Origin of the sequence: Enterobacter sp. ku-bf2, from assembly GCF_001742765.1 — a bacterium.
Classification (GTDB): Bacteria; Pseudomonadota; Gammaproteobacteria; order Enterobacterales; family Enterobacteriaceae; genus Enterobacter; species Enterobacter quasiroggenkampii.
On record NZ_MDVW01000001.1, the window covers coordinates 1,108,797 to 1,127,718 of the forward strand.

General features: G+C 59.3%; 20 protein-coding genes and 1 other annotated feature. Of the genes, 9 read left to right on the top strand and 11 right to left on the bottom strand.

All coding sequences use genetic code 11. The annotated features are described in order from the left end of the window. Positions 1 to 43: 43 nt before the first annotated feature. From chuS to BFG58_RS05290, 4 genes are read left to right on the top strand one after another with little or no spacing between them, the layout of a single operon-like run. The gene (gene chuS / locus BFG58_RS05275; RefSeq protein WP_069719405.1) at positions 44 to 1,072 is read left to right on the top strand and encodes a hematinate-forming heme oxygenase ChuS; all 1,029 of its coding nucleotides are present in this window, start codon (positions 44 to 46) and stop codon (positions 1,070 to 1,072) included. Then, complete coding sequence (locus tag BFG58_RS05280; protein ID WP_063621424.1) at positions 1,069 to 1,890, top strand: hemin ABC transporter substrate-binding protein; 822 nt, start codon at positions 1,069 to 1,071, stop codon at positions 1,888 to 1,890. The genes chuS and BFG58_RS05280 overlap by 4 nt, the downstream gene beginning before the upstream one ends. Next, positions 1,890 to 2,882, top strand: a complete 993-nt coding sequence (locus BFG58_RS05285; protein WP_069719406.1) for an iron ABC transporter permease — start codon at positions 1,890 to 1,892, stop codon at positions 2,880 to 2,882. The genes BFG58_RS05280 and BFG58_RS05285 overlap by 1 nt, the downstream gene beginning before the upstream one ends. Next, positions 2,875 to 3,654, top strand: a complete 780-nt coding sequence (locus tag BFG58_RS05290) for a heme ABC transporter ATP-binding protein (protein ID WP_069719407.1) — start codon at positions 2,875 to 2,877, stop codon at positions 3,652 to 3,654. Before BFG58_RS05285 ends, BFG58_RS05290 begins: the two co-directional genes overlap by 8 nt. Here the strand turns inward: BFG58_RS05290 and BFG58_RS05295 are convergent. Beyond that, complete coding sequence (locus BFG58_RS05295; protein ID WP_032645461.1) at positions 3,651 to 4,544, bottom strand: LysR family transcriptional regulator; 894 nt, start codon at positions 4,542 to 4,544, stop codon at positions 3,651 to 3,653. The two genes, BFG58_RS05290 and BFG58_RS05295, sit on opposite strands and share 4 nt — an antisense overlap. A 140-nt stretch (positions 4,545 to 4,684) precedes the next feature. Between BFG58_RS05295 and BFG58_RS05300 the strand changes: the two genes are divergently transcribed. From BFG58_RS05300 to BFG58_RS05320, 5 genes are read left to right on the top strand one after another with little or no spacing between them, the layout of a single operon-like run. After that, complete coding sequence (locus tag BFG58_RS05300) at positions 4,685 to 5,392, top strand: CoA transferase subunit A (RefSeq protein ID WP_045910273.1); 708 nt, start codon at positions 4,685 to 4,687, stop codon at positions 5,390 to 5,392. Positions 5,393 to 5,394: 2 nt separating this feature from the next. After that, positions 5,395 to 6,051, top strand: a complete 657-nt coding sequence (locus BFG58_RS05305) for a CoA transferase subunit B (RefSeq protein WP_069719408.1) — start codon at positions 5,395 to 5,397, stop codon at positions 6,049 to 6,051. Positions 6,052 to 6,060: 9 nt separating this feature from the next. Beyond that, on the top strand, positions 6,061 to 7,242 hold the full coding sequence (locus tag BFG58_RS05310; RefSeq protein ID WP_069719409.1) for an acetyl-CoA C-acetyltransferase: 1,182 nt from the start codon (positions 6,061 to 6,063) through the stop codon (positions 7,240 to 7,242). 41 nt (positions 7,243 to 7,283) lie between these two features. Continuing rightward, a complete protein-coding gene (locus BFG58_RS05315) occupies positions 7,284 to 8,678 on the top strand; it encodes a GntP family permease (protein WP_175430161.1) in 1,395 nt (464 codons plus the stop codon). Between the two features lie 10 nt (positions 8,679 to 8,688). Further along, positions 8,689 to 9,459, top strand: coding sequence for a 3-hydroxybutyrate dehydrogenase (locus BFG58_RS05320; protein WP_069719411.1), 771 nt, complete (start codon positions 8,689 to 8,691; stop codon positions 9,457 to 9,459). 42 nt (positions 9,460 to 9,501) lie between these two features. Here the strand turns inward: BFG58_RS05320 and selO are convergent, their stop codons facing one another. The 10 genes from selO to pheM form a co-directional block, all read right to left on the bottom strand. Next, positions 9,502 to 10,944: a protein adenylyltransferase SelO gene (selO, locus tag BFG58_RS05325; RefSeq protein ID WP_069719412.1), complete on the bottom strand. Its 1,443-nt coding sequence runs from the start codon at positions 10,942 to 10,944 to the stop codon at positions 9,502 to 9,504. Between the two features lie 61 nt (positions 10,945 to 11,005). After that, complete coding sequence (locus tag BFG58_RS05330) at positions 11,006 to 11,722, bottom strand: EAL domain-containing protein (protein ID WP_048027544.1); 717 nt, start codon at positions 11,720 to 11,722, stop codon at positions 11,006 to 11,008. 294 nt (positions 11,723 to 12,016) lie between these two features. Further along, positions 12,017 to 12,481 carry an NlpC/P60 family protein gene (locus BFG58_RS05335; protein ID WP_008500650.1) on the bottom strand — a complete coding sequence of 155 codons (465 nt, stop codon included), beginning with the start codon at positions 12,479 to 12,481 and terminating at the stop codon, positions 12,017 to 12,019. Between the two features lie 74 nt (positions 12,482 to 12,555). Next, positions 12,556 to 13,311, bottom strand: a complete 756-nt coding sequence (btuD, locus tag BFG58_RS05340; protein WP_069719413.1) for a vitamin B12 ABC transporter ATP-binding protein BtuD — start codon at positions 13,309 to 13,311, stop codon at positions 12,556 to 12,558. Beyond that, positions 13,311 to 13,862 carry a glutathione peroxidase gene (locus tag BFG58_RS05345; RefSeq protein ID WP_048027541.1) on the bottom strand — a complete coding sequence of 184 codons (552 nt, stop codon included), beginning with the start codon at positions 13,860 to 13,862 and terminating at the stop codon, positions 13,311 to 13,313. Before BFG58_RS05345 ends, btuD begins: the two co-directional genes overlap by 1 nt. A gap of 22 nt (positions 13,863 to 13,884) precedes the next feature. Next, positions 13,885 to 14,865, bottom strand: a complete 981-nt coding sequence (gene btuC, locus BFG58_RS05350) for a vitamin B12 ABC transporter permease BtuC (RefSeq protein ID WP_069719414.1) — start codon at positions 14,863 to 14,865, stop codon at positions 13,885 to 13,887. Positions 14,866 to 14,968: 103 nt separating this feature from the next. After that, entirely contained in the window at positions 14,969 to 15,268 is a 300-nt protein-coding gene (gene ihfA / locus BFG58_RS05355; RefSeq protein WP_003857805.1) for an integration host factor subunit alpha, read from the bottom strand. A gap of 4 nt (positions 15,269 to 15,272) precedes the next feature. Continuing rightward, entirely contained in the window at positions 15,273 to 17,660 is a 2,388-nt protein-coding gene (gene pheT / locus BFG58_RS05360; RefSeq protein ID WP_069719415.1) for a phenylalanine--tRNA ligase subunit beta, read from the bottom strand. Positions 17,661 to 17,675: 15 nt separating this feature from the next. Further along, a complete protein-coding gene (gene pheS, locus BFG58_RS05365; protein ID WP_021241084.1) occupies positions 17,676 to 18,659 on the bottom strand; it encodes a phenylalanine--tRNA ligase subunit alpha in 984 nt (327 codons plus the stop codon). A gap of 62 nt (positions 18,660 to 18,721) precedes the next feature. Then, positions 18,722 to 18,846, bottom strand: a sequence feature (Phe leader region). Continuing rightward, positions 18,797 to 18,841 carry a pheST operon leader peptide PheM gene (gene pheM / locus BFG58_RS24075; protein ID WP_001386830.1) on the bottom strand — a complete coding sequence of 15 codons (45 nt, stop codon included), beginning with the start codon at positions 18,839 to 18,841 and terminating at the stop codon, positions 18,797 to 18,799. It overlaps the preceding feature by 45 nt. Positions 18,847 to 18,922: the final 76 nt, after the last annotated feature.

Sequence of the window (18,922 nt, forward strand, 5' to 3'; positions counted from 1 at the left end):
TTCGCCCCGGCTGACCGGGGCATTGCTTTGAAAGGAAGAGACAATGAATCACTACACACGCTGGCTTGAGCTAAAAGAAGAAAATCCGGGTAAGTACGCGCGCGACCTTGCAGGGCTAATGAACATCAGCGAAGCGGAGCTGACCTTTGCCCGCGTAGGACACGACGCCTGGCGACTGCACGGTGAAATGCGCGAGATCCTGGGCGCGCTGGAGGCGGTGGGCGAAACCAAATGTATCTGCCGCAACGACTACGCCGTTCACGAGCAGGTCGGGAACTTCACCAACCAGCACCTGAACGGCCATGCCGGGCTGGTGCTGAACCCGCGCGCGCTGGATCTGCGCCTGTTCCTCAACCAGTGGGCAAGCGCGTTTCACATCAGTGAAGCCACCGCCCGCGGCGAGCGGCAAAGCATTCAGTTCTTCGACGATCAGGGCGATGCCCTGCTGAAGGTCTACGCCACGGACAACACCGACCTTTCCGCCTGGGGCGACGTGCTGACCCGTTTTATCTTTGCCGATAATCCACCGCTGGCGTTAAAGGCGCCCGATGCCCCTGCTCACGCGGAAAGCCCGCAAGCCGCCCTCGTGGACAAAGAGTGGCGCGCCATGACCGACGTGCATCAGTTCTTTAGCCTGCTCAAACGTCATAACCTCAGCCGCCAGCAGGCGTTTCGCCTGGTGGGGGACGATCTGGCCTGTCGGGTAGAGAACAGCGCGCTGGCGCAGCTGCTGGAGACGGCGCGTCGGGACGGCAATGAAATCATGGTCTTCGTCGGCAACCGCGGCTGCGTGCAAATTTTCACCGGCGTGGTGGAAAAGCTGGCGCCGATGAAAGGCTGGCTGAACATCTTCAACCCAACCTTTACCCTGCACCTGCTTGAAGACGCGATTGCCGAGACGTGGGTCACGCGCAAACCGACCGCGGACGGGCATGTCACCAGCCTGGAGCTGTTTGCCGCCGACGGGACGCAAATCGCCCAGCTGTACGGCCAGCGTACGGAAGGCGAGCCGGAGCAGAGCCAGTGGCGCAGCCAGATTGACGCCTTAACGGCGAAAGGGCTGGCCGCATGAAACGGTGGCTTGCCCTGTTCAGCGCCCTGCCCCTGCTGGCGTTTGCTGCGCCGCAGGAGAAAATCATCACGCTCGGCGGCGACGTCACCGAGATTGTCTACGCCCTCGGCGCGGCTTCTTCCCTCGTGGCCCGCGACAGCACCAGCCAGTGGCCGCAGGCGGCAACCGCGCTGCCGGACGTGGGCTATCTGCGCCAGCTCAACGCGGAAGGGATCTTATCCATGCGCCCTACGCTGGTGCTTGCCAGCGCCCAGGCGCAGCCGTCTCTGGCGCTCAAGCAGGTTGAGCAAAGCCACGTCAGGGTCATCGCAATTCCTGCCGGTAACGATCTGAGCGTCATTGACGAAAAGGTACGGATCGTCGCTGAAGCGACGCACCGCGAGGCCGAGGGGGAAGCCTTGCGCAACACGCTGCGTCAGGCGCTGTCGGCACTTCCCGCGTCACCGCTCAATAAGCGGGTGTTGTTTATTCTCAACCACGGCGGGATGACCGCTATGGCTGCCGGACAACAGACCGGCGCGGACGCGGCTATTCGTGCGGCGGGGCTGCAGAACGCGATGCAGGGGTTCACCCGCTATCAGCCGCTGTCTCAGGAAGGCACGATTGCCAGCCGGCCCGATCTGGTGGTGATTTCGCAGGACGGCATCAACGCCCTGGGTGGGGAAGCGAATCTGTGGACGCTGCCCGGCCTGGCGCAAACCCCGGCAGGACGGAACAGGCAGGTGCTGGCGATTGATGACATGGCGCTGCTGGGCTTCAGCGTGCGAACGCCGGAAGCCATCCGGGAGTTGCGTGCCAAAGCGGAGCAACTGCCCTGATGTCCCGGCGAGCCGCCCTGTCATTATGGATGCTGGCCGCACTGCTGATCGTCACGACGCTGACGGCCAGCGGTATTGGCGCGCTGCGCCTGCCGGTCAGCCTGCTGTGGAACGGCACCGACGAGGCCCTGCGTCAAATCTGGCTGACGATACGCCTGCCTCGCGTGCTGCTGGCACTGGCGATCGGCGGTTCGCTGGCGCTGGCGGGCTGCGTGATGCAGGGGCTGTTTCGCAACCCGCTGGCGGATCCGGGCCTGCTCGGCATCAGCAGCGGCGCGGCGCTTGCCGTCGCCCTGTGGGTGGTGCTTCCGCTCTCGCTGCCAGCGCTGGTGATGCTGTATGCCCCGATGCTGGCGGCGTTTCTCGGCGCGCTGGCCGCCACCGTCGTGATTTTCCTGCTCAGCCGACAGCGTGACGCTTCCCTGTCGCGCCTGCTGCTGGTAGGGATTGCCATCAACGCCCTGTGCGGTGCCGCCGTCGGCGTGCTGTCATGGCTCAGCAATGATGCCCAGCTTCGCCAGCTTTCCCTCTGGGGAATGGGCAGCCTCGGCCAGGCGCAGTGGTCGACGCTGCTGGCCGTCGCGTCGCTGATGATCCCCACCCTGCTGGCGATCTGGCGTCTGGCAGGGCCCCTCAACCTGCTGCAGCTGGGCGATGAAGAGGCGCACTATCTCGGCGTGGAGGTTCACGCCGTGCAGCGGATCCTGCTGTTGTGCAGTGCCCTGCTGGTGGCTGCCGCCGTTGCGGTCAGCGGCGTGATCGGTTTTGTCGGCCTGGTGGTGCCGCACCTGGTGCGCATGTGGCTGGGAGCCGACCACCGGGCCACGCTCCCCGGCTCGGTGCTGGCCGGTGCGCTGCTCCTGCTGGTGGCCGATACGCTGGCGCGTAGCCTGGTCGCCCCAGCGGAAATGCCGGTCGGCTTATTGACCAGCCTTCTCGGCGCGCCGTGGTTCCTGTGGCTTATCTTTCGTCGCGGAGGTGCGCATGGCTGAACGCTATTGTGCAGAAAACCTTGTTTTTCGCGCCGGGCAACGCACGCTGATTCACGACGTGTCGCTGACCTTATCTCAGGGCGAGCTGGTGGCGTTGATTGGCCCCAACGGTGCCGGGAAATCGACGCTGTTGCGGCTGCTTACCGGCTACCTTAAACCTGCGGGCGGACGGTGCAGCCTGGCGGGCACACCGCTTGCGGCCTGGTCGCAGGACAAGCTCTCCCGCTACCGGGCGGTGATGCGCCAGAACACGCAGCTCGGATTTGACTGGCCGGTTGAGGCGGTCGTCGGTATGGGGCGTGCGCCCTGGACCCGCACGCCAGAAGCGACGGTGATCGAGGAGGTCATGGCCATCACCGGCTGTTTACCGCTGGCGGGCAGGCAGTTTGCCGCGCTCTCCGGCGGCGAGCAGCAGCGCGTTCAGCTCGCCCGCGCGCTGGCTCAGCTCTGGTGCGACGGTGCGCCGCGCGGCTGGCTGTTTCTTGATGAACCCACCTCTGCGCTCGATCTCTATCACCAGCAGCATCTCCTGCGCCTGCTGAAATCCCTGACCAGCCGGGGACATCTGCACGTTTGCGCGGTGCTGCACGACCTCAACCTGGCAGCGCTGTGGGCGGATCGCCTCCTGCTCCTGCACAGCGGCAGGATCGTGTCCCTGGGAGAGCCGGAAACCGTTTTGCAGGCCGATGCGCTGGCGCACTGGTACGGCGCACAGGTTCATGTCGGCAGGCACCCGGCTCACGCCGCGCCGCAGGTGTTTCTTGTCCCTTAATCGGGCTGATAAAAATCCTTCAGCGTTTCCAGCAGGGCATGCGCCGCTTTTGAAAGCTGCGTATGCCCGGGATGGATCACTCCGATACACTTTTCAATAGGCGGACTGTCCAGCGGAATACAGACCGCGCCCAGCGACGCCATCTGCGTCTTGCAGAGCGCCGGTACGGCGCTGCCGCCCAGCCCGCTTGCGACCATCCGCCCGACCGTCACCAGCTGATGACTTTCAAGCGCGACGTCCAGCTTTCTGCCGCTTCGCGCCAGCTCCTCTTCCATCATCAGACGCACCGCCGACGGGCGCTGCAGGGTGATGAAATCCAGCGTCAGCAGCGCTTCCCATGTCAGGCGCTTTTTGCCCGCCAGCGGGGAATCTTTCGGCACAATGGCAACAAAGCGGTCGAGACCCAGCGGGGTAAACAGCAGGTTGTGCGTGGGCGCGGGCTCAAAGGCGATGCCCATCTCGACCCGCCCTTCCCGCACCATCTCAATCACCTGCTCGTTAATCACGTCATGCACGGTGACGTTGATCCCGGCATGGCGATCGCGAAACGCTTTCAGCACCTCGGGCAGGACATTCGCGGCAAACGACGGCATCGCCGCGACCGAGATTTTACCGCGCTGCAGGGTAAAGCACTGGTGCATCGCCTCTTCGACATTATCCCAGTCGGCAAGCAGTTGCCGCGCCATCGGCAAAAACGTCTCGCCCTCCTGCGTCAGCGCGACCTTGCGCGTGCTCCGCTGCAGCAGCGGTCCGCCGAGCGCGTCCTCCAGGGCTTTAATCGTCAGGCTCAGAGCTGGCTGGGAGAGATTCAGCCGTTCGCTGGCGTGGGCGAAATTCAGAGTGTGAGCTACCGCTAAAAACGCGCGTAACTGTTTGACACTCATTCTCATTTTTCATCCTGTTAACTAATTGAAAAAATTTAGTTAACAGGAAATTAATAAAAAAACCAAATGAGTGGGTCACAAATTCAAAATTAACAAATGAGTTGCCGCCCCTAATGATACCGCCACGGTTAAGAGGAGGAATGACGATGGCGGGACTGGATAAGCGCGTCGACAGCTATGCGCAGGCGCTGGATGGGCTGACGGACGGGATGACTTTGCTGGCGGGCGGCTTCGGCCTGTGCGGTATTCCGGAGAACCTGATTGCAGAAGTCAGACGCCGTCAGGTGAAAGATCTGACGGTGGTATCAAACAACTGCGGCGTGGACGGCTTCGGTCTCGGGCTCCTGCTTGAGACGCGGCAGGTTCGTAAGGTAGTGGCTTCTTACGTCGGCGAAAACGCGCTGTTCGAGCAGCAGGTACTGAGCGGTGAACTGGAGATTGAACTCACGCCTCAGGGCACGCTGGCGGAAAAGGTGCGCGCGGGCGGCGCGGGTATTCCGGCATTTTACACGGCCACCGGCTACGGCACGCCCGTGGCTGCGGGCAAAGACGTGCGCCAGTTTGCCGGTAAGCATTACATCCTCGAAGAGGCCATTACGGGGGATTTCGCGCTGATCAAGGGCTGGAAAGCGGACTGGTACGGCAACGTCGTCTACCGGCATACCGCGCAAAACTTTAATCCGCTGATGGCAACGGCGGGCCGGATAACGGTCGTCGAGGTGGAGGAGATTGTTGCGCCGGGTGAGCTTCCTCCGTCGGCCATTCATACCCCGGGCATTTACGTCGACAGGCTGATTGTTGGCCAGTTTGAAAAACGCATTGAACAGCGCACGCTGCGCGCGGAAGGAGTGTGACGATGTTAACCCGTGAACAGATGGCCATGCGCGTCGCCCGCGAGCTGCGCGACGGATATTACGTCAACCTGGGGATCGGCATTCCTACCCTGGTGGCGAACTACATTCCGGAAGGAATGGACGTGATGCTTCAGTCGGAAAACGGGCTGCTGGGGATGGGCGCGTTCCCTGACGAGCAGAGCCTCGACGCCGACATGATCAACGCCGGTAAACAGACCGTGACCGCACGCACGGGCGCGGCCATTTTCGACTCGGCCCAGTCGTTTGCCATGATCCGCGGCGGCCATGTTGACCTGACGGTGCTGGGCGCGTTTGAGGTGGACGTCGAAGGCAATATCGCCTCGTGGATGATCCCCGGAAAGATGGTCAAGGGGATGGGCGGCGCGATGGATCTCGTCGCCGGGGCGCAGAACATTATCGTGGTGATGACCCACGAGTCAAAAAGCGGTGAGTCAAAGCTGCTGTCGCGCTGCACGCTGCCGCTTACGGGCGCGGGCTGCATCCGCCGGGTCTTAACCGACCTCGCGCTGCTCGAGATCGCGGACGGCGCATTCATCCTGCGGGAATACGCCCCCGGCGTCAGTATCGACGAAATAGCGGCTAAGACGGCCGGAAAAATGATTGTGGCGGACGACATTCGCGAGATGCGCTTTAGCTGAGGACTCAGGATGAAAGAGGTCATGATTGTCGGGGCAACGCGGACCCCCATTGGCAGTTTTCGCGGATCGCTCGCGCCCCTCTCTGCGGCTGAACTGGGGGCCGTCGCGGTTCATCGTCTGCTTGAAAACAGCGGTCTTCCTGCTGAGACGATAGATGAGGTGATTTTCGGCCAGGTGCTGACGGCGGGATGCGGACAAAACCCTGCGCGTCAGACGGCCATCGCCGCCGGGTTACCCGTCAGCACGCCAGCGACAACGGTCAACCTGGTGTGCGGCGCGGGATTAAAAGCGGTGCAGCTCGCCGCGCAGGCGATCCGCTGCGGCGACGCTGAGGTAGTGATTGCCGGCGGACAAGAGAGCATGAGCAACGCCCCCTATCTGCTGGACGGCGCGCGTTCAGGGCTGCGTTTTGGCCATACGGGCCTGCAGGACAGCATGATCACGGACGGTCTGTGGGACGCGTTCAACGATTACCACATGGGGATCACCGCTGAAAACGTCGCCCGGCAGTACGGCATTTCTCGCGAGCAGCAGGACGCCTTCGCTGCCCGGTCGCAGCAAAAAGCGGCCTCCGCCGCCGAAGCGGGCCGGTTTGATGCCGAGATAGCGCCGGTGACGGTGAGGCAGGGTAAAAAGCCGCCACTTATTGTCAGCCGTGACGAGCAGCCCCGGCCAGGCACCACCGCCGAGCAGCTTGCGCAGCTGCGCCCCGCCTTTTTGCAGGAGGAAGGCACGGTCACGGCGGGAAATGCCTCCACGCTCAACGACGGCGCCGCGGCGGTGCTGCTGATGAGCGGCGAAAAGGCGCGGGAGAGCGGTTTGCCGATTCTGGGGCGCATCGTGAGCTATGACGTGACGGGCGTTGACCCGTCGGTGATGGGCATCGGGCCGGTCAGCGCCTGTCAGACCGCACTCGCGCGGGCGGGCTGGACGCTCGATGACGTGGACCTCATTGAAGCCAATGAAGCCTTTGCCGCCCAGGCGCTGGCGGTCGGCCAGCAACTCGGCTGGGATGAACGCAGGGTGAACGTTAACGGCGGCGCGATCGCCCTCGGTCATCCGATTGGCGCCTCCGGCTGCCGCATCCTCGTGACGCTGCTGTACGAAATGCAGCGCCGTGACGTCAAAAAGGGGCTCGTCACCCTGTGCGTAGGCGGCGGGCAAGGCATTGCCCTCACCGTCGAGCGTTAAACATCTCGTTGGTACCCGAATAATAATGACAGTGAGGAGTCGTGATGAGTGTATTAATTGCCCTGGCGGCGCTGGCGCTGCTGATGCTGGCGGCCTATCGCGGATATAGCGTGATTTTGTTTGCGCCGATTGCGGCGCTCGGTGCGGTACTGCTGACCGATCCGGGCGCCGTTGGCCCGACGTTTACCGGTCTGTTCATGGAAAAAATGGTGGGCTTCGTCAAGCTCTACTTCCCGGTGTTCCTGCTGGGGGCGGTGTTTGGCAAACTGATTGAGCTTTCCGGCTTCTCGCGCTCCATCGTCGCCGCCGCGATTCAGATCCTCGGTCGTCGCCACGCCATCCCGGTGATTGTCCTGGTGTGTGCGCTGTTAACCTACGGCGGCGTGTCGCTGTTCGTGGTGGCGTTTGCGGTTTACCCGTTCGCTGCGGAACTGTTCCGCCAGAGCGGCATTCCTAAACGTCTGATCCCGGCCACGGTAGCGCTGGGGGCATTCTCGTTTACCATGGATGCCCTGCCCGGCACGCCGCAGATCCAGAACATCATTCCCACCAGCTTCTTTGGTACCAACGCCTGGGCCGCACCGTGGCTGGGGCTTATCGGCTCTCTGTTCATTATCGTCTTTGGCCTGCTCTGGCTGGAACGCCAGCGGCGTAAGGCGCTCAGCAACAACGAAGGTTACGGCACGGATCTGAAAAATGAACCGGAGACGCCGGACAACATTAACCTTCCGCATCCGCTGATTGCCATCGCCCCGCTGCTGATGGTGGGCATACTGAACCTGCTGTTTACCCGATGGATCCCCGGCTGGTACGGCACGAGCCACGAGCTGACCCTGCCCGGTCTGGCGAAACCGATCGTGACCGAGGTGAGCAAGATCACCGCCATCTGGGCCGTGGAGGCGGCGTTGATCGCCGGTATCGTGCTGGTGCTGATTTTTGGCTTCCGCAACATCCGGGGACGCCTGGCAGAAGGCAGCCGGACGGCGGTGAGCGGTGCCATTCTGGCGGCGATGAATACCGCCTCGGAGTACGGTTTCGGCGCGGTTATCGCCGCCCTGCCCGGTTTTCTGGTGTTATCCCACGCGCTGGCGGCCATTCCGAATCCGCTGCTGAATGAAGCCATCAGCGTGACCGTTCTCGCGGGGATCACCGGCTCGGCGTCCGGCGGGATGAGTATTGCGCTCGCCGCCATGTCCGACACGTTTGTCGCCGCCGCGCACGCCGCCAATATCCCGCTTGAGGTGCTGCACCGCGTGGCATCAATGGCGAGCGGGGGAATGGATACCCTACCCCATAACGGGGCGGTGATTACCCTGCTGGCTATCACTGGCCTGAGCCATCGCCAGGCCTACGGCGGCATTTTTGCTATCACGATTATTAAAAGTCTGGCAGTGCTTTTTGTCATTGCCGTGTTCTATCTGACCGGCATTGTGTAAGGAGAGAAAGATGAATCTGAACGGTAAAACCGCCCTGGTCACCGGCTCGACCAGCGGCATTGGCCTGGGGATCGCCCGCGTGCTGGCGAAGGCCGGGGCGCAGCTGATCCTCAACGGTTTCGGCGACAGCGAATCAGCAATTGTTGAGATTGCGCAACTGGGCAAAAAGCCGGGCTATCACGATGCGGACCTGCGTGACGTGCTGCAAATAGAAGCCCTGATGCGCTACGCCGAATCGCAGTTTGGCAGCGTGGACATTCTCGTCAACAACGCTGGCATACAGCACGTGGCGCCGGTTGACGCGTTTCCGGTGGAGAAATGGAACGACATTATCGCCATTAACCTCTCGTCGGTGTTTCACACCAGCCGGCTGGCACTCCCTGCCATGCGCGAGAAAAACTGGGGGCGCATCATTAATATCGCCTCCGTTCACGGGCTGGTCGCGTCAAAAGAGAAGTCGGCCTACGTGGCAGCCAAGCACGGCGTGGTGGGCTTTACGAAATCGCTGGCGCTGGAAACCGCGCGCACCGGCATTACCGCCAATACGATCTGTCCCGGCTGGGTGCTGACCCCGCTGGTGCAGCAGCAAATTGACAAACGTATCGCTGACGGCGTACCGCCGGAGCACGCTCGCGAACAGCTTCTGGCGGAAAAACAGCCTTCGGGCGAGTTTGTTACTCCGGAGCAACTGGGCGAACTGGCGCTTTTTTTGTGCAGCGACAGCGCCGTTAACGTTCGCGGCGCCGCGTGGAATATGGACGGCGGCTGGGTCGCGCAGTGATGTTCAGGCCGGGTAAGGCGAATCCGCCCCCCGGCCAAAAGACTAGCTTGAGCAGCTAACCTCCAGCCGCTTGCCCCAGTCAGGCGGGCGGCTGACGTAATCATCAACCCGGTCGGCAAACGGCGTGCGCAACGCCACGTGCAGACGGTGTAACTCGTCGTACTCGCCCTGCTCTGCCTGCTCAATCGCCCGCTGCGCCAGCCAGTTGCGCAACACCATCGCCGGGTTCGTGGCGTTCATCTGCGTCTGACGGGTCGCGTCATCCACCTGCTCCTGCTGCAGCCGCACGCGGTAGGATGCAAACCAGTCGTCAAACGCCTGTCTGTCAATAAACTCATCGCGCAGCGGCGAGGCGGCGCTGTGCTGCTCCGTCTGCCCCAGCATCCGGAAGGTGCGCGTGTAATCGCTGCCCTCGCGCGCCATCAGGGCAAACAGGCCATTGAGGATGTCGTTATCGCCCTTCTCCTGCGTCACCAGCCCCAGCTTATTGCGCATCAGCGTGCCATATTCTCGCAGTAAGATCTCCTGATAGCTGTCGAGCGCATCATTCAGGGCATCAACGTCGATAAACGGCGACAGGGTTTGCGCAAGCCGCTGCAGGTTCCACAGGCCCACCGCGGGCTGATTGTCAAAACTGTAGCGCCCCTGATAGTCGGAGTGGTTGCAAATATAGCCTGGCTGATAATCATCCAGGAAACCAAACGGGCCGTAGTCAAAGGTCAACCCGAGAAGCGACATGTTGTCGGTATTCATGACGCCATGGGCAAAGCCTACCGTTTGCCAGCGGGCAATCAGGGTGGCGGTACGGGCCACCACGTCCCGGAACCAGAGAACGTATTTATCCGCCTCGTCCTGCCAGTGCGCCCAGTGGTGACGAATGGCAAAGTCTGCAAGCTGGCGCACCTTTTCCGGCTCGCGACGATAGTAAAAGTGCTCAAAATGGCCGAAGCGCAGATGGCTTTGCGCGATACGCATCAGCATGGCGCCCTTTTCCACGGTTTCGCGCACAACCGGCGTGTCGCTGGTCACGATCGACAACGCTCGGGTGGTGGGGATACCCAGGGCATGCATCGCTTCGGAGCCCAGGCACTCGCGGATCGTTGAACGCAGAACCGCACGCCCGTCGCCCATCCGCGAATACGGCGTCAGGCCCGCGCCTTTCAGGTGCCAGTCAACCGTCTCCCCGTTGGGAAGCTGTTGTTCACCGAGCAGGATCCCCCTGCCGTCGCCCAGCTGTCCTGCCCAGACGCCAAACTGATGTCCGCTATAGACCTGAGCCAGGGGTTGCATACCGGCGAGAAGCGTTTCGCCTCCCCAGACGCCAGCGCTCTCCGAACGCTGAAACAGCTCAGGCGGAATGGCCAACTCTTCTGCCAGCCGATCGTTATGCCAGATAAGACGTGAATTTTGTAAAGGTGTGGGTTTGAGTGCGGTATAAAATCCCGGCAACTCGTCATGCCAGCGAGCAGTAAAAGACAGGGTCATAAGTCCTCCTGCTTTTAGTGTAGAGGGTTTACCCGGACTTAAACACGGGCGAAAGCAAGGGTTATCGCTGCTGAACCAGCGTAGTGACGTGTTCCGCCGAGACGGCAGGCCAGAGTGTCCCCTGCATGGCGCCAAAATTAAAGGACAGCACGCGCTGCAAGAGGCCGTGGTCATCAATGCCTGAGACAATCACAGACTGGCAGTGCGGCGTGATTTGCCAGAGGATGGCGCGCATAAAGGGCTCAAAAGAGAGTTCCGCCGCACGCTGCTGAATGAAGCCTTTATCGAGAATGACCCGTTTAAATAATCCATCGTAGACCGCCTTGAGCGATGCCGCGCCTGCGCCAAAGTTTGCCAGCACCAACGGAAAATGGATCGCCATTCTCGCCAGCTGAAGATCGTCCTTTCCGTTATTTAAACCTGGATAATTCTCATTAACAGTAAACTCAAGAAACGGATAACGCTCAAGAATTGAAACAGCGTTTCCATTACTTAATAAAAATTCAACTATTGCAGGTGTAATATTGATCCATGCAATTAACTGATGCTGAATAAAAAACAGTTTACAGGTATCAAGCAATTGCAATTTTTCGTTAAACAGCGTTAACTCTTCAGCCGCTGAAAGTCGTGGGATAACAAGCTCAGTGGGGATCCGCACATCGCTGCCGACGCCAGTAAAGTTAACCAGAATTTCTAAACCTTTAAGCTCCCCTGCGCTATTACGGGCAGGCAGAAGCAGCAGTTCAGACTGGTAAGCATTATCTAGCGTAATTATCATTGCACTCGCCCCGCATTAAAGATGAGAGAGGACATCCTGGAGCAATTGCCGACACAATTCCACTGTCTTGATTTTAATAAGATTAATTTCATTAGTTCCGTATTAATTTTCAGATTTATCCCTGAATCTAAAATAATCTTATCCTGGTTGCAGAATAATAGCCAGTTTTAGATAAAACAGACACATGCGGGATTCGCTAATTTTAGATAAATTTAACTTTAATCATCTTATTTGAGAAAAAACGGCATGTTTTATTCGTTTCCATGCCGTCATAAGAGAGGTATACGACGAAGACTATATACGTCGTGCCTGCCAGAAATTTTTACGCCAGTAGACATTATCCAGGGAAGAGCGCATCACGCCGCGGCTGGTTGACGCGTGTATGAACTGGTTGTCAGTGTCATAAATGCCCACATGAAGACCGCTTTCCCCCGATCCGGTTTTGAAGAAAACCAGGTCCCCAGGCAGAAGATCGTCTTTATCAATTTCCGTGCCGATTTCTGCCTGTTTGCGCGTTTCGCGCGGCAGCTGTAAATCAAACTTGTCGCGGAAGGTCATCAGAACGAAGCCGGAGCAATCCACACCGCCACGGCTCATACCGCCGTAGCGATAAGGCGTGCCGCGCCAGTTGCTCAGCTGATCGTTGAGGCTGGCGATGACGGTGATCGAATCTGAAAGCCGTGGGTTAGGCGGCGGTGCACGATGGCTACTGCATCCCGCAAGAAAAAGTGCGGCCATCAGGAGAAACCAGAATCGCATTTTCAGACGAATCCTCTGCTTTTTTTGTTCTTTTCGTAATTTAGCGTGCAACTGTACTCACAGGCAAGAAACGCTTACTCCTGCCCGGTCGAAATCAGCATCTTATGGCCCTCGATATCCAGCCTGCGGAACGACATGTTGTACGCGCGGGCAAGATTGGGCGGCGTCAGAACCTGATCCCGCGTACCGCTGGCGATCATCTTCCCCTTCGCCAGCAGCCACACCCGGTGGGCATGTCGCAAGGTGTGGTTGAGGTCATGGCTGCTCATCACCACGGCGATGCCTTTTCGGCTCAGCGCGCTTAGCAGCGTATCCAGGGCCGCCTGCTGCGCCACATCCAGACCGCTCATCGGTTCATCGAGAAGCAGCATCCGACCATGCGGGTTACCGGCCGGGTGGATCTGGACGATGACAGCCGCCAGACGTACCCGCTGCCATTCGCCGCCGGATAGCTGGCTGACATGCCGGGAGAGTTTATCTTCCAGCCCCAGCGCCGCGGCCACGTCCGCCAGCAGCGCCGTACGGTGTTTGTCGTGCAAATGCAGCATCAGATACTGCCAGACCGGCATCGCAAAGGGTGGCACCTGCTGCTGCACGAGATAGCTGCGCCGATGCGCCAGTGAGACTGGCGACCAGTCGGCCAGCGTATGCTCCAGCAACGTTATCTGCCCTTCTCCGGCAGTCATGCCCGCCATCCGTCCTAGCAGCGTGCTCTTTCCGGCGCCGTTTGGCCCGACAAGATGCAGGATTTCTCCCGCATTGACGGTGCCGGTTATCGGCTCCAGACGTCCCTTCTCGGCAACGTCCGTGAGCTGCATCAGCAGTGACATTATTTCGCCAGCGCCAGCTTGATAGATTCCATGACGATCGGATCTTCAGGGGTCATATCCGGTGAAAAACGCTGAACGACCTGGCCGTCGCGACCAATCAGGAATTTTTCGAAGTTCCAGAGTATATCGTCCGGGTAAAGCGGCGCGCGGCCTTTGCTGGCCATGCGTTCATAAAAACCGCTGCCTTCCGGCGCAACGGCTTTCGGTGCGGCAGCGATCAGCTTCGCATACAGCGGATGGCGGCCTTCCCCGTTGACATCGATTTTGCTGAACAGCGGGAACGTCACGCCGTAAGTGGTGCTGCAGAAGGTTTTAATCTCCTCTTCGCTGCCCGGCTCCTGGCCCAGGAACTGGTTGCAGGGGAAGCCCAGTACGGTGAAACCGTCTTTTTCCCAGGCTTTCTGAATGTTTTCCAGTTGCTCGTACTGCGGCGTCAGGCCGCATTTGGATGCCACGTTGACGATCAGCAACACGTTGCCTTTGTAGCCTTCCAGCGTGGTTTTATCGCCATCAATGGTGGTCACTTCAGTATTCAGGATATCTGACTGCATAGCATTTCCTCAGGTTGTCGATTTAACGTCCAGCTTTTAATAGTAGCCAGATAAAGACCGGCGCGCCCAGCGTGGCGGTCACCACGCCGATGGGCAGCTCTGCAGCCGTCAGGGCAAGCCGGGCGATGATGTCAGCTACCAGCAGCGTGACGGCCCCGGCAACCGCCGAGGCCGGAAGCAGGGTTCGATGGTCCGTGAGGCCACACAGACGGAGCATGTGCGGGATCACCAGGCCAATAAAGCCAATCGCGCCCGCCAGGGCCACGCTGACGCCGACCAGCCAGCCAATGGCGATCACCAGCACATTACGCCAGAACCCAATCGGCATGCCCAGCTGGCGGGCTGAGGTTTCACCCAGCGCGAGCATATTCAGCGGCTGCGCCTGCAGGGCTGCCCACACGATGACCGGCACCAGCAGTGCCATCAGCCAGCCCTGCTGCCAGTCGACGCCGCCAAAGCCGCCCATCATCCAGTACATGAGCTGCCGCAAGTCAAAGGAGGTCGAGAAGTAGACCGCCCAGGTCATCAGCGCGCTGCAGATGATCCCCAGCGCCACGCCGGCAAGCAGCAGACGGCTGGTCGATAAATGCCGTCTGGCAAAACGAAGCAGGATGAGCGTTATCAGTAATGCGCCAAGGATCGCGCTCAGGCTAATACGCCATCCGGAGAGTTCGCCTCCGCCCAGCATTACCGCCGCAATCAGCCCCACGCCCGCACCGTTGGACACGCCGAGCAGCCCGGGCTCCGCCAGGGGATTCTCAAACAATGCCTGCATTATGGTGCCGCACAGCGCCAGCGCGGCACCCACCAGCATCACCGCGACGGTCCGCGGCAGACGAATTTGCCAGACGAAGAGCTGTCCGTCAGGCCCCCACCAGCTTTCGGGCCCTATCCATCGGTCACCGGCGCAGAGGCTAACGCCTGCGGCAATAATAAGCAGCAGCGCCAGCAAAAGCAGGCGACGCCGATCGGAACGGTGCTGGTGATGGGCATAATCAAGCATGTGTACGGTTTTAGTAGCGTGAGATGTAATTGATTTTACGGCGGGTTTACCAAAGAGCGCAAAGAAAAAAGGCCGCGTGGGCGGCCTTTTTAGTTAGTTCATATTACTCTGCTTTGGGCGTTGCGTTTTCGACACGGCTTTTTAACTTCTGGCCGGGTCTGAAGGTCACCACGCGGCGGGCTGTAATGGGAATATCTTCCCCCGTCTTCGGGTTGCGGCCCGGACGTTGGTTTTTGTCGCGCAAATCAAAATTGCCAAAACCGGAGAGTTTTACCTGCTCACCATTTTCCAGAGCACGACGGATCTCTTCGAAAAACAGCTCTACCAGCTCTTTGGCATCCCGTTTGCTAAGCCCAAGCTTATCAAACAGATATTCTGACATTTCAGCTTTTGTAAGCGCCATAGGTTCAATCCCTCAATGATGCCTGGAATCGCTCTTTTAATGCCTCTACACATTTGGCGACGGTAGCGGCAATCTCCTCTTCTTCGAGTGTACGGCTGGTATCCTGAAGGATCAGGCTGATAGCCAGGCTCTTAAAGCCCTCTGCTACGCCCTTGCCGCGGTACACGTCAAATAAGTTTACGCCAACTACCTGATTTACGCCAACTTTCTTACATTCGGCCAAAATATCTGCTGCGGGCACATTTTCCGCGACCACAACCGCGATATCACGGCGGTTTGCCGGGAAGCGGGAGACGTCCTGAGCCTGAGGAATCACGCGGTCTGCCACCAGGTTCCATTCCAGCTCGAACACGATGGTACGGCCGTTCAGGTCCAGTTTACGCTCCAGCTCAGGGTGAACAACCCCAATAAAACCAATGCGTTTGCCGTCTAAATAGAGGGCAGCACTCTGGCCTGGATGCAGGGCCGGGATGGCTTCTGCGCGGAATTCAATTTCAGATAATTTACCGGTCAGATCCAGAATCGCTTCCAGATCGCCCTTCATATCGTAGAAATCAACCGTGCCTTTTGCCAGGTCCCAGTGTTCTTCATAGCGGTTACCGCTGATGGCGCCAGCCAGCATGAGATCCTGACGGATGCCTAAATTTGCCTGATTATCCGGTACAAAGCGCAAACCGCTTTCGAAAATTCGCACGCGGTTTTGCTGGCGATTCTGGTTATAAACGATAGTGCCCAGCAGGCCCGTCCACAGGGACAGACGCATCGCGGACATTTCGCTGGAGATTGGGCTTGGCAGGATCAGCGCTTCCTGACCCGGGTGGATCAGCTGCTGCAGTTTTGGATCAACAAAGCTGTAGGTGATCACTTCCTGGTAGCCTTTGTCGTTCAGCATGGTCTTCACACGCTTCAGGGACAGGTCGGCTTCACGGTGGGTGCCCATCACCAGACCGGCCTGGACAGGCTCGTCAGGGATGTTGTTGTAGCCATAAACACGGGCCACTTCTTCCACCAGATCTTCTTCAATTTCCATGTCGAAACGCCATGATGGCGCAACGGCTTTCCACTCGTCCTGGCCTTCGGTCACTTCACAGCCCAGACGCTTCAGGATATCGGTCACCTGCGCATCGGCAACATGGTGCCCAATCAGACGATCCAGCTTGCTGCGGCGCAGGGTGATGGTCGCACGCTTCGGCAGCGTCGCTTCGTTGGTGACGTCGATCACCGGGCCCGCTTCGCCGCCGCAGATGTCGATCAGCAGGCGGGTGGCACGTTCCATTGCTTTGTACTGCAGCGCCGGGTCAACGCCACGCTCGTAGCGATGAGACGCATCGGTGTGCAGACCGTGACGGCGTGCGCGACCGGTGATAGAGAGCGGGCTGAAGAACGCGCACTCCAGCAGCACGTTTTGGGTTTCGTCGTTGACGCCCGAATGTTCGCCACCGAAGATACCGCCCATTGCCAGCGCTTTGCTGTGGTCAGCAATCACCAGGGTGTCGGCGTTCAGTTTCGCTTCGCTGCCGTCCAGCAGAACCAGGGTTTCACCCTCTTTCGCCATGCGCACCACAATGCCGCCTTCGATACGATCTTTATCGAACGCGTGCATTGGCTGGCCCAGCTCCAGCAGAACGTAGTTGGTCACGTCGACCACGGCGTCGATAGAGCGGATACCGCAGCGGCGCAGCTTCTCTTTCATCCACAGCGGAGTTGGCGCCTTAACATTGATGCCTTTCACCACGCGACCGAGGTAGCGCGGGCAGGCATCCGCAGCGTCAACCTGAATAGGCAGCACGTCACTGATGGTCGCTTCAACCGGCGCAATGTCCGGCGCGTTCAGTTCGGTCTGGTTCAGCACGGCAACGTCGCGCGCCACGCCGATGATCCCTAAACAGTCGGCACGGTTTGGCGTGACGCTGATTTCGATGGTGTTGTCATCAAGCTTCAGGTACTCACGGATATCGGTGCCGATTGGCGCATCCAGCGGCAGCTCAATGATGCCGTTGTGATCGTCGGAAATACCCAGCTCGGAGAAGGAACACAGCATGCCTTCAGACGGCTCGCCGCGCAGCTTAGCCGCTTTGATTTTGAAATCGCCCGGCAGTACCGCACCGACGGTCGCCACGGCCACTTTCAGCCCCTGACGGCAGTTTGACGCACCGCAGACGATATCCAGCAGACGGTCACCGCCTACGTTTACTTTTGTTACGCGCAGTTTGTCCGCGTTAGGATGCTGGCCGCACTCTACCACTTCGCCGACGACCACGCCGTTGAATGCGCCAGAAACCGGCTCAACGCCGTCCACTTCCAGACCTGCCATGGTGATCTGGTTAGAAAGCGCGTCGCTGTCCAGCGTGGTGTTTACCCACTCGCGTAACCACAGTTCACTGAATTTCATTGTTCTGTCCTGCCCTTATTTAAACTGTTTGAGGAAACGCAGATCGTTTTCGAAGAATGCACGTAAGTCGGTCACGCCGTAGCGCAGCATGGTCAGACGCTCCATGCCCATACCAAAGGCAAAGCCGGAGTAAACTTCCGGATCGATACCCACGTTGCGCAGTACGTTTGGATGCACCATGCCGCAGCCCAGCACTTCCAGCCATTTGCCGTTTTTGCCCATCACGTCAACTTCCGCAGACGGTTCAGTGAACGGGAAGTAGGACGGACGGAAACGAACCTGCAGATCTTCCTCAAAGAAGTTGTTCAGGAAATCGTGCAGCGTGCCCTTCAGGTTGGTGAAGCTGATGTTTTTATCAACAATCAGGCCTTCCATCTGGTGGAACATTGGGGTGTGGGTCTGATCGTAGTCGTTACGATAGACGCGGCCCGGCGCGATAATACGGATTGGCGGTGCCTGATCCTTCATGGTGCGGATCTGAACGCCGGAGGTCTGGGTACGCAGCAGACGCGTCGCGTCGAACCAGAAAGTGTCGTGGTCAGCGCGTGCCGGATGATGGCCAGGAATGTTCAGGGCATCGAAGTTGTGGTAATCATCTTCGATTTCCGGGCCAGTCGCCACGGTAAAGCCGAGCTCACCGAAGAAACTTTCAATGCGATCGATGGTACGGGTAACCGGGTGCAGACCGCCGTTCTCGATGCGGCGCCCCGGCAGAGAGACGTCGATCGTCTCTGCGGCCAGACGCGCATTCAGCACCGCGCTTTCCAGCTCGGCTTTGCGTGCGTTCAGCGCCTGCTGTACCTGCTCTTTCGCTTCGTTAATCACCGCCCCCGCTGCCGGGCGCTCTTCTGGCGGCAGCTCACGCAGGGTTGTCATTTGAAGGGTCAAGTGCCCTTTCTTCCCAAGATATTCGACGCGGACATTGTCTAACGCGGCAACATCTGAGGCCTGATTAATGGCGGCTGTTGCACTGGCAACCAGCTCTGCGAGATGTGACATGATTTTCCTCATTATGTCGGTGCAGACACCGATTTGGTGGAGTTATTCTCTCAAATTCAGGCACAAAAAAAGCCTCCATCGGGAGGCTTATCTGGCGCTGTTTTTCGTTTCATCTTTCACGCGCTAGCCTCCTGAAGTCAGGTGCTAAAGTAAAAGAAGAAGCGGAAAATAGCAGCATTCATGCTTGCGTTACCTTGTTGGGTAAAAACCGTTGAGACCTTATTGAAAAGCCTGCACGGGTAAATGTCAATCTTCTTACAGGG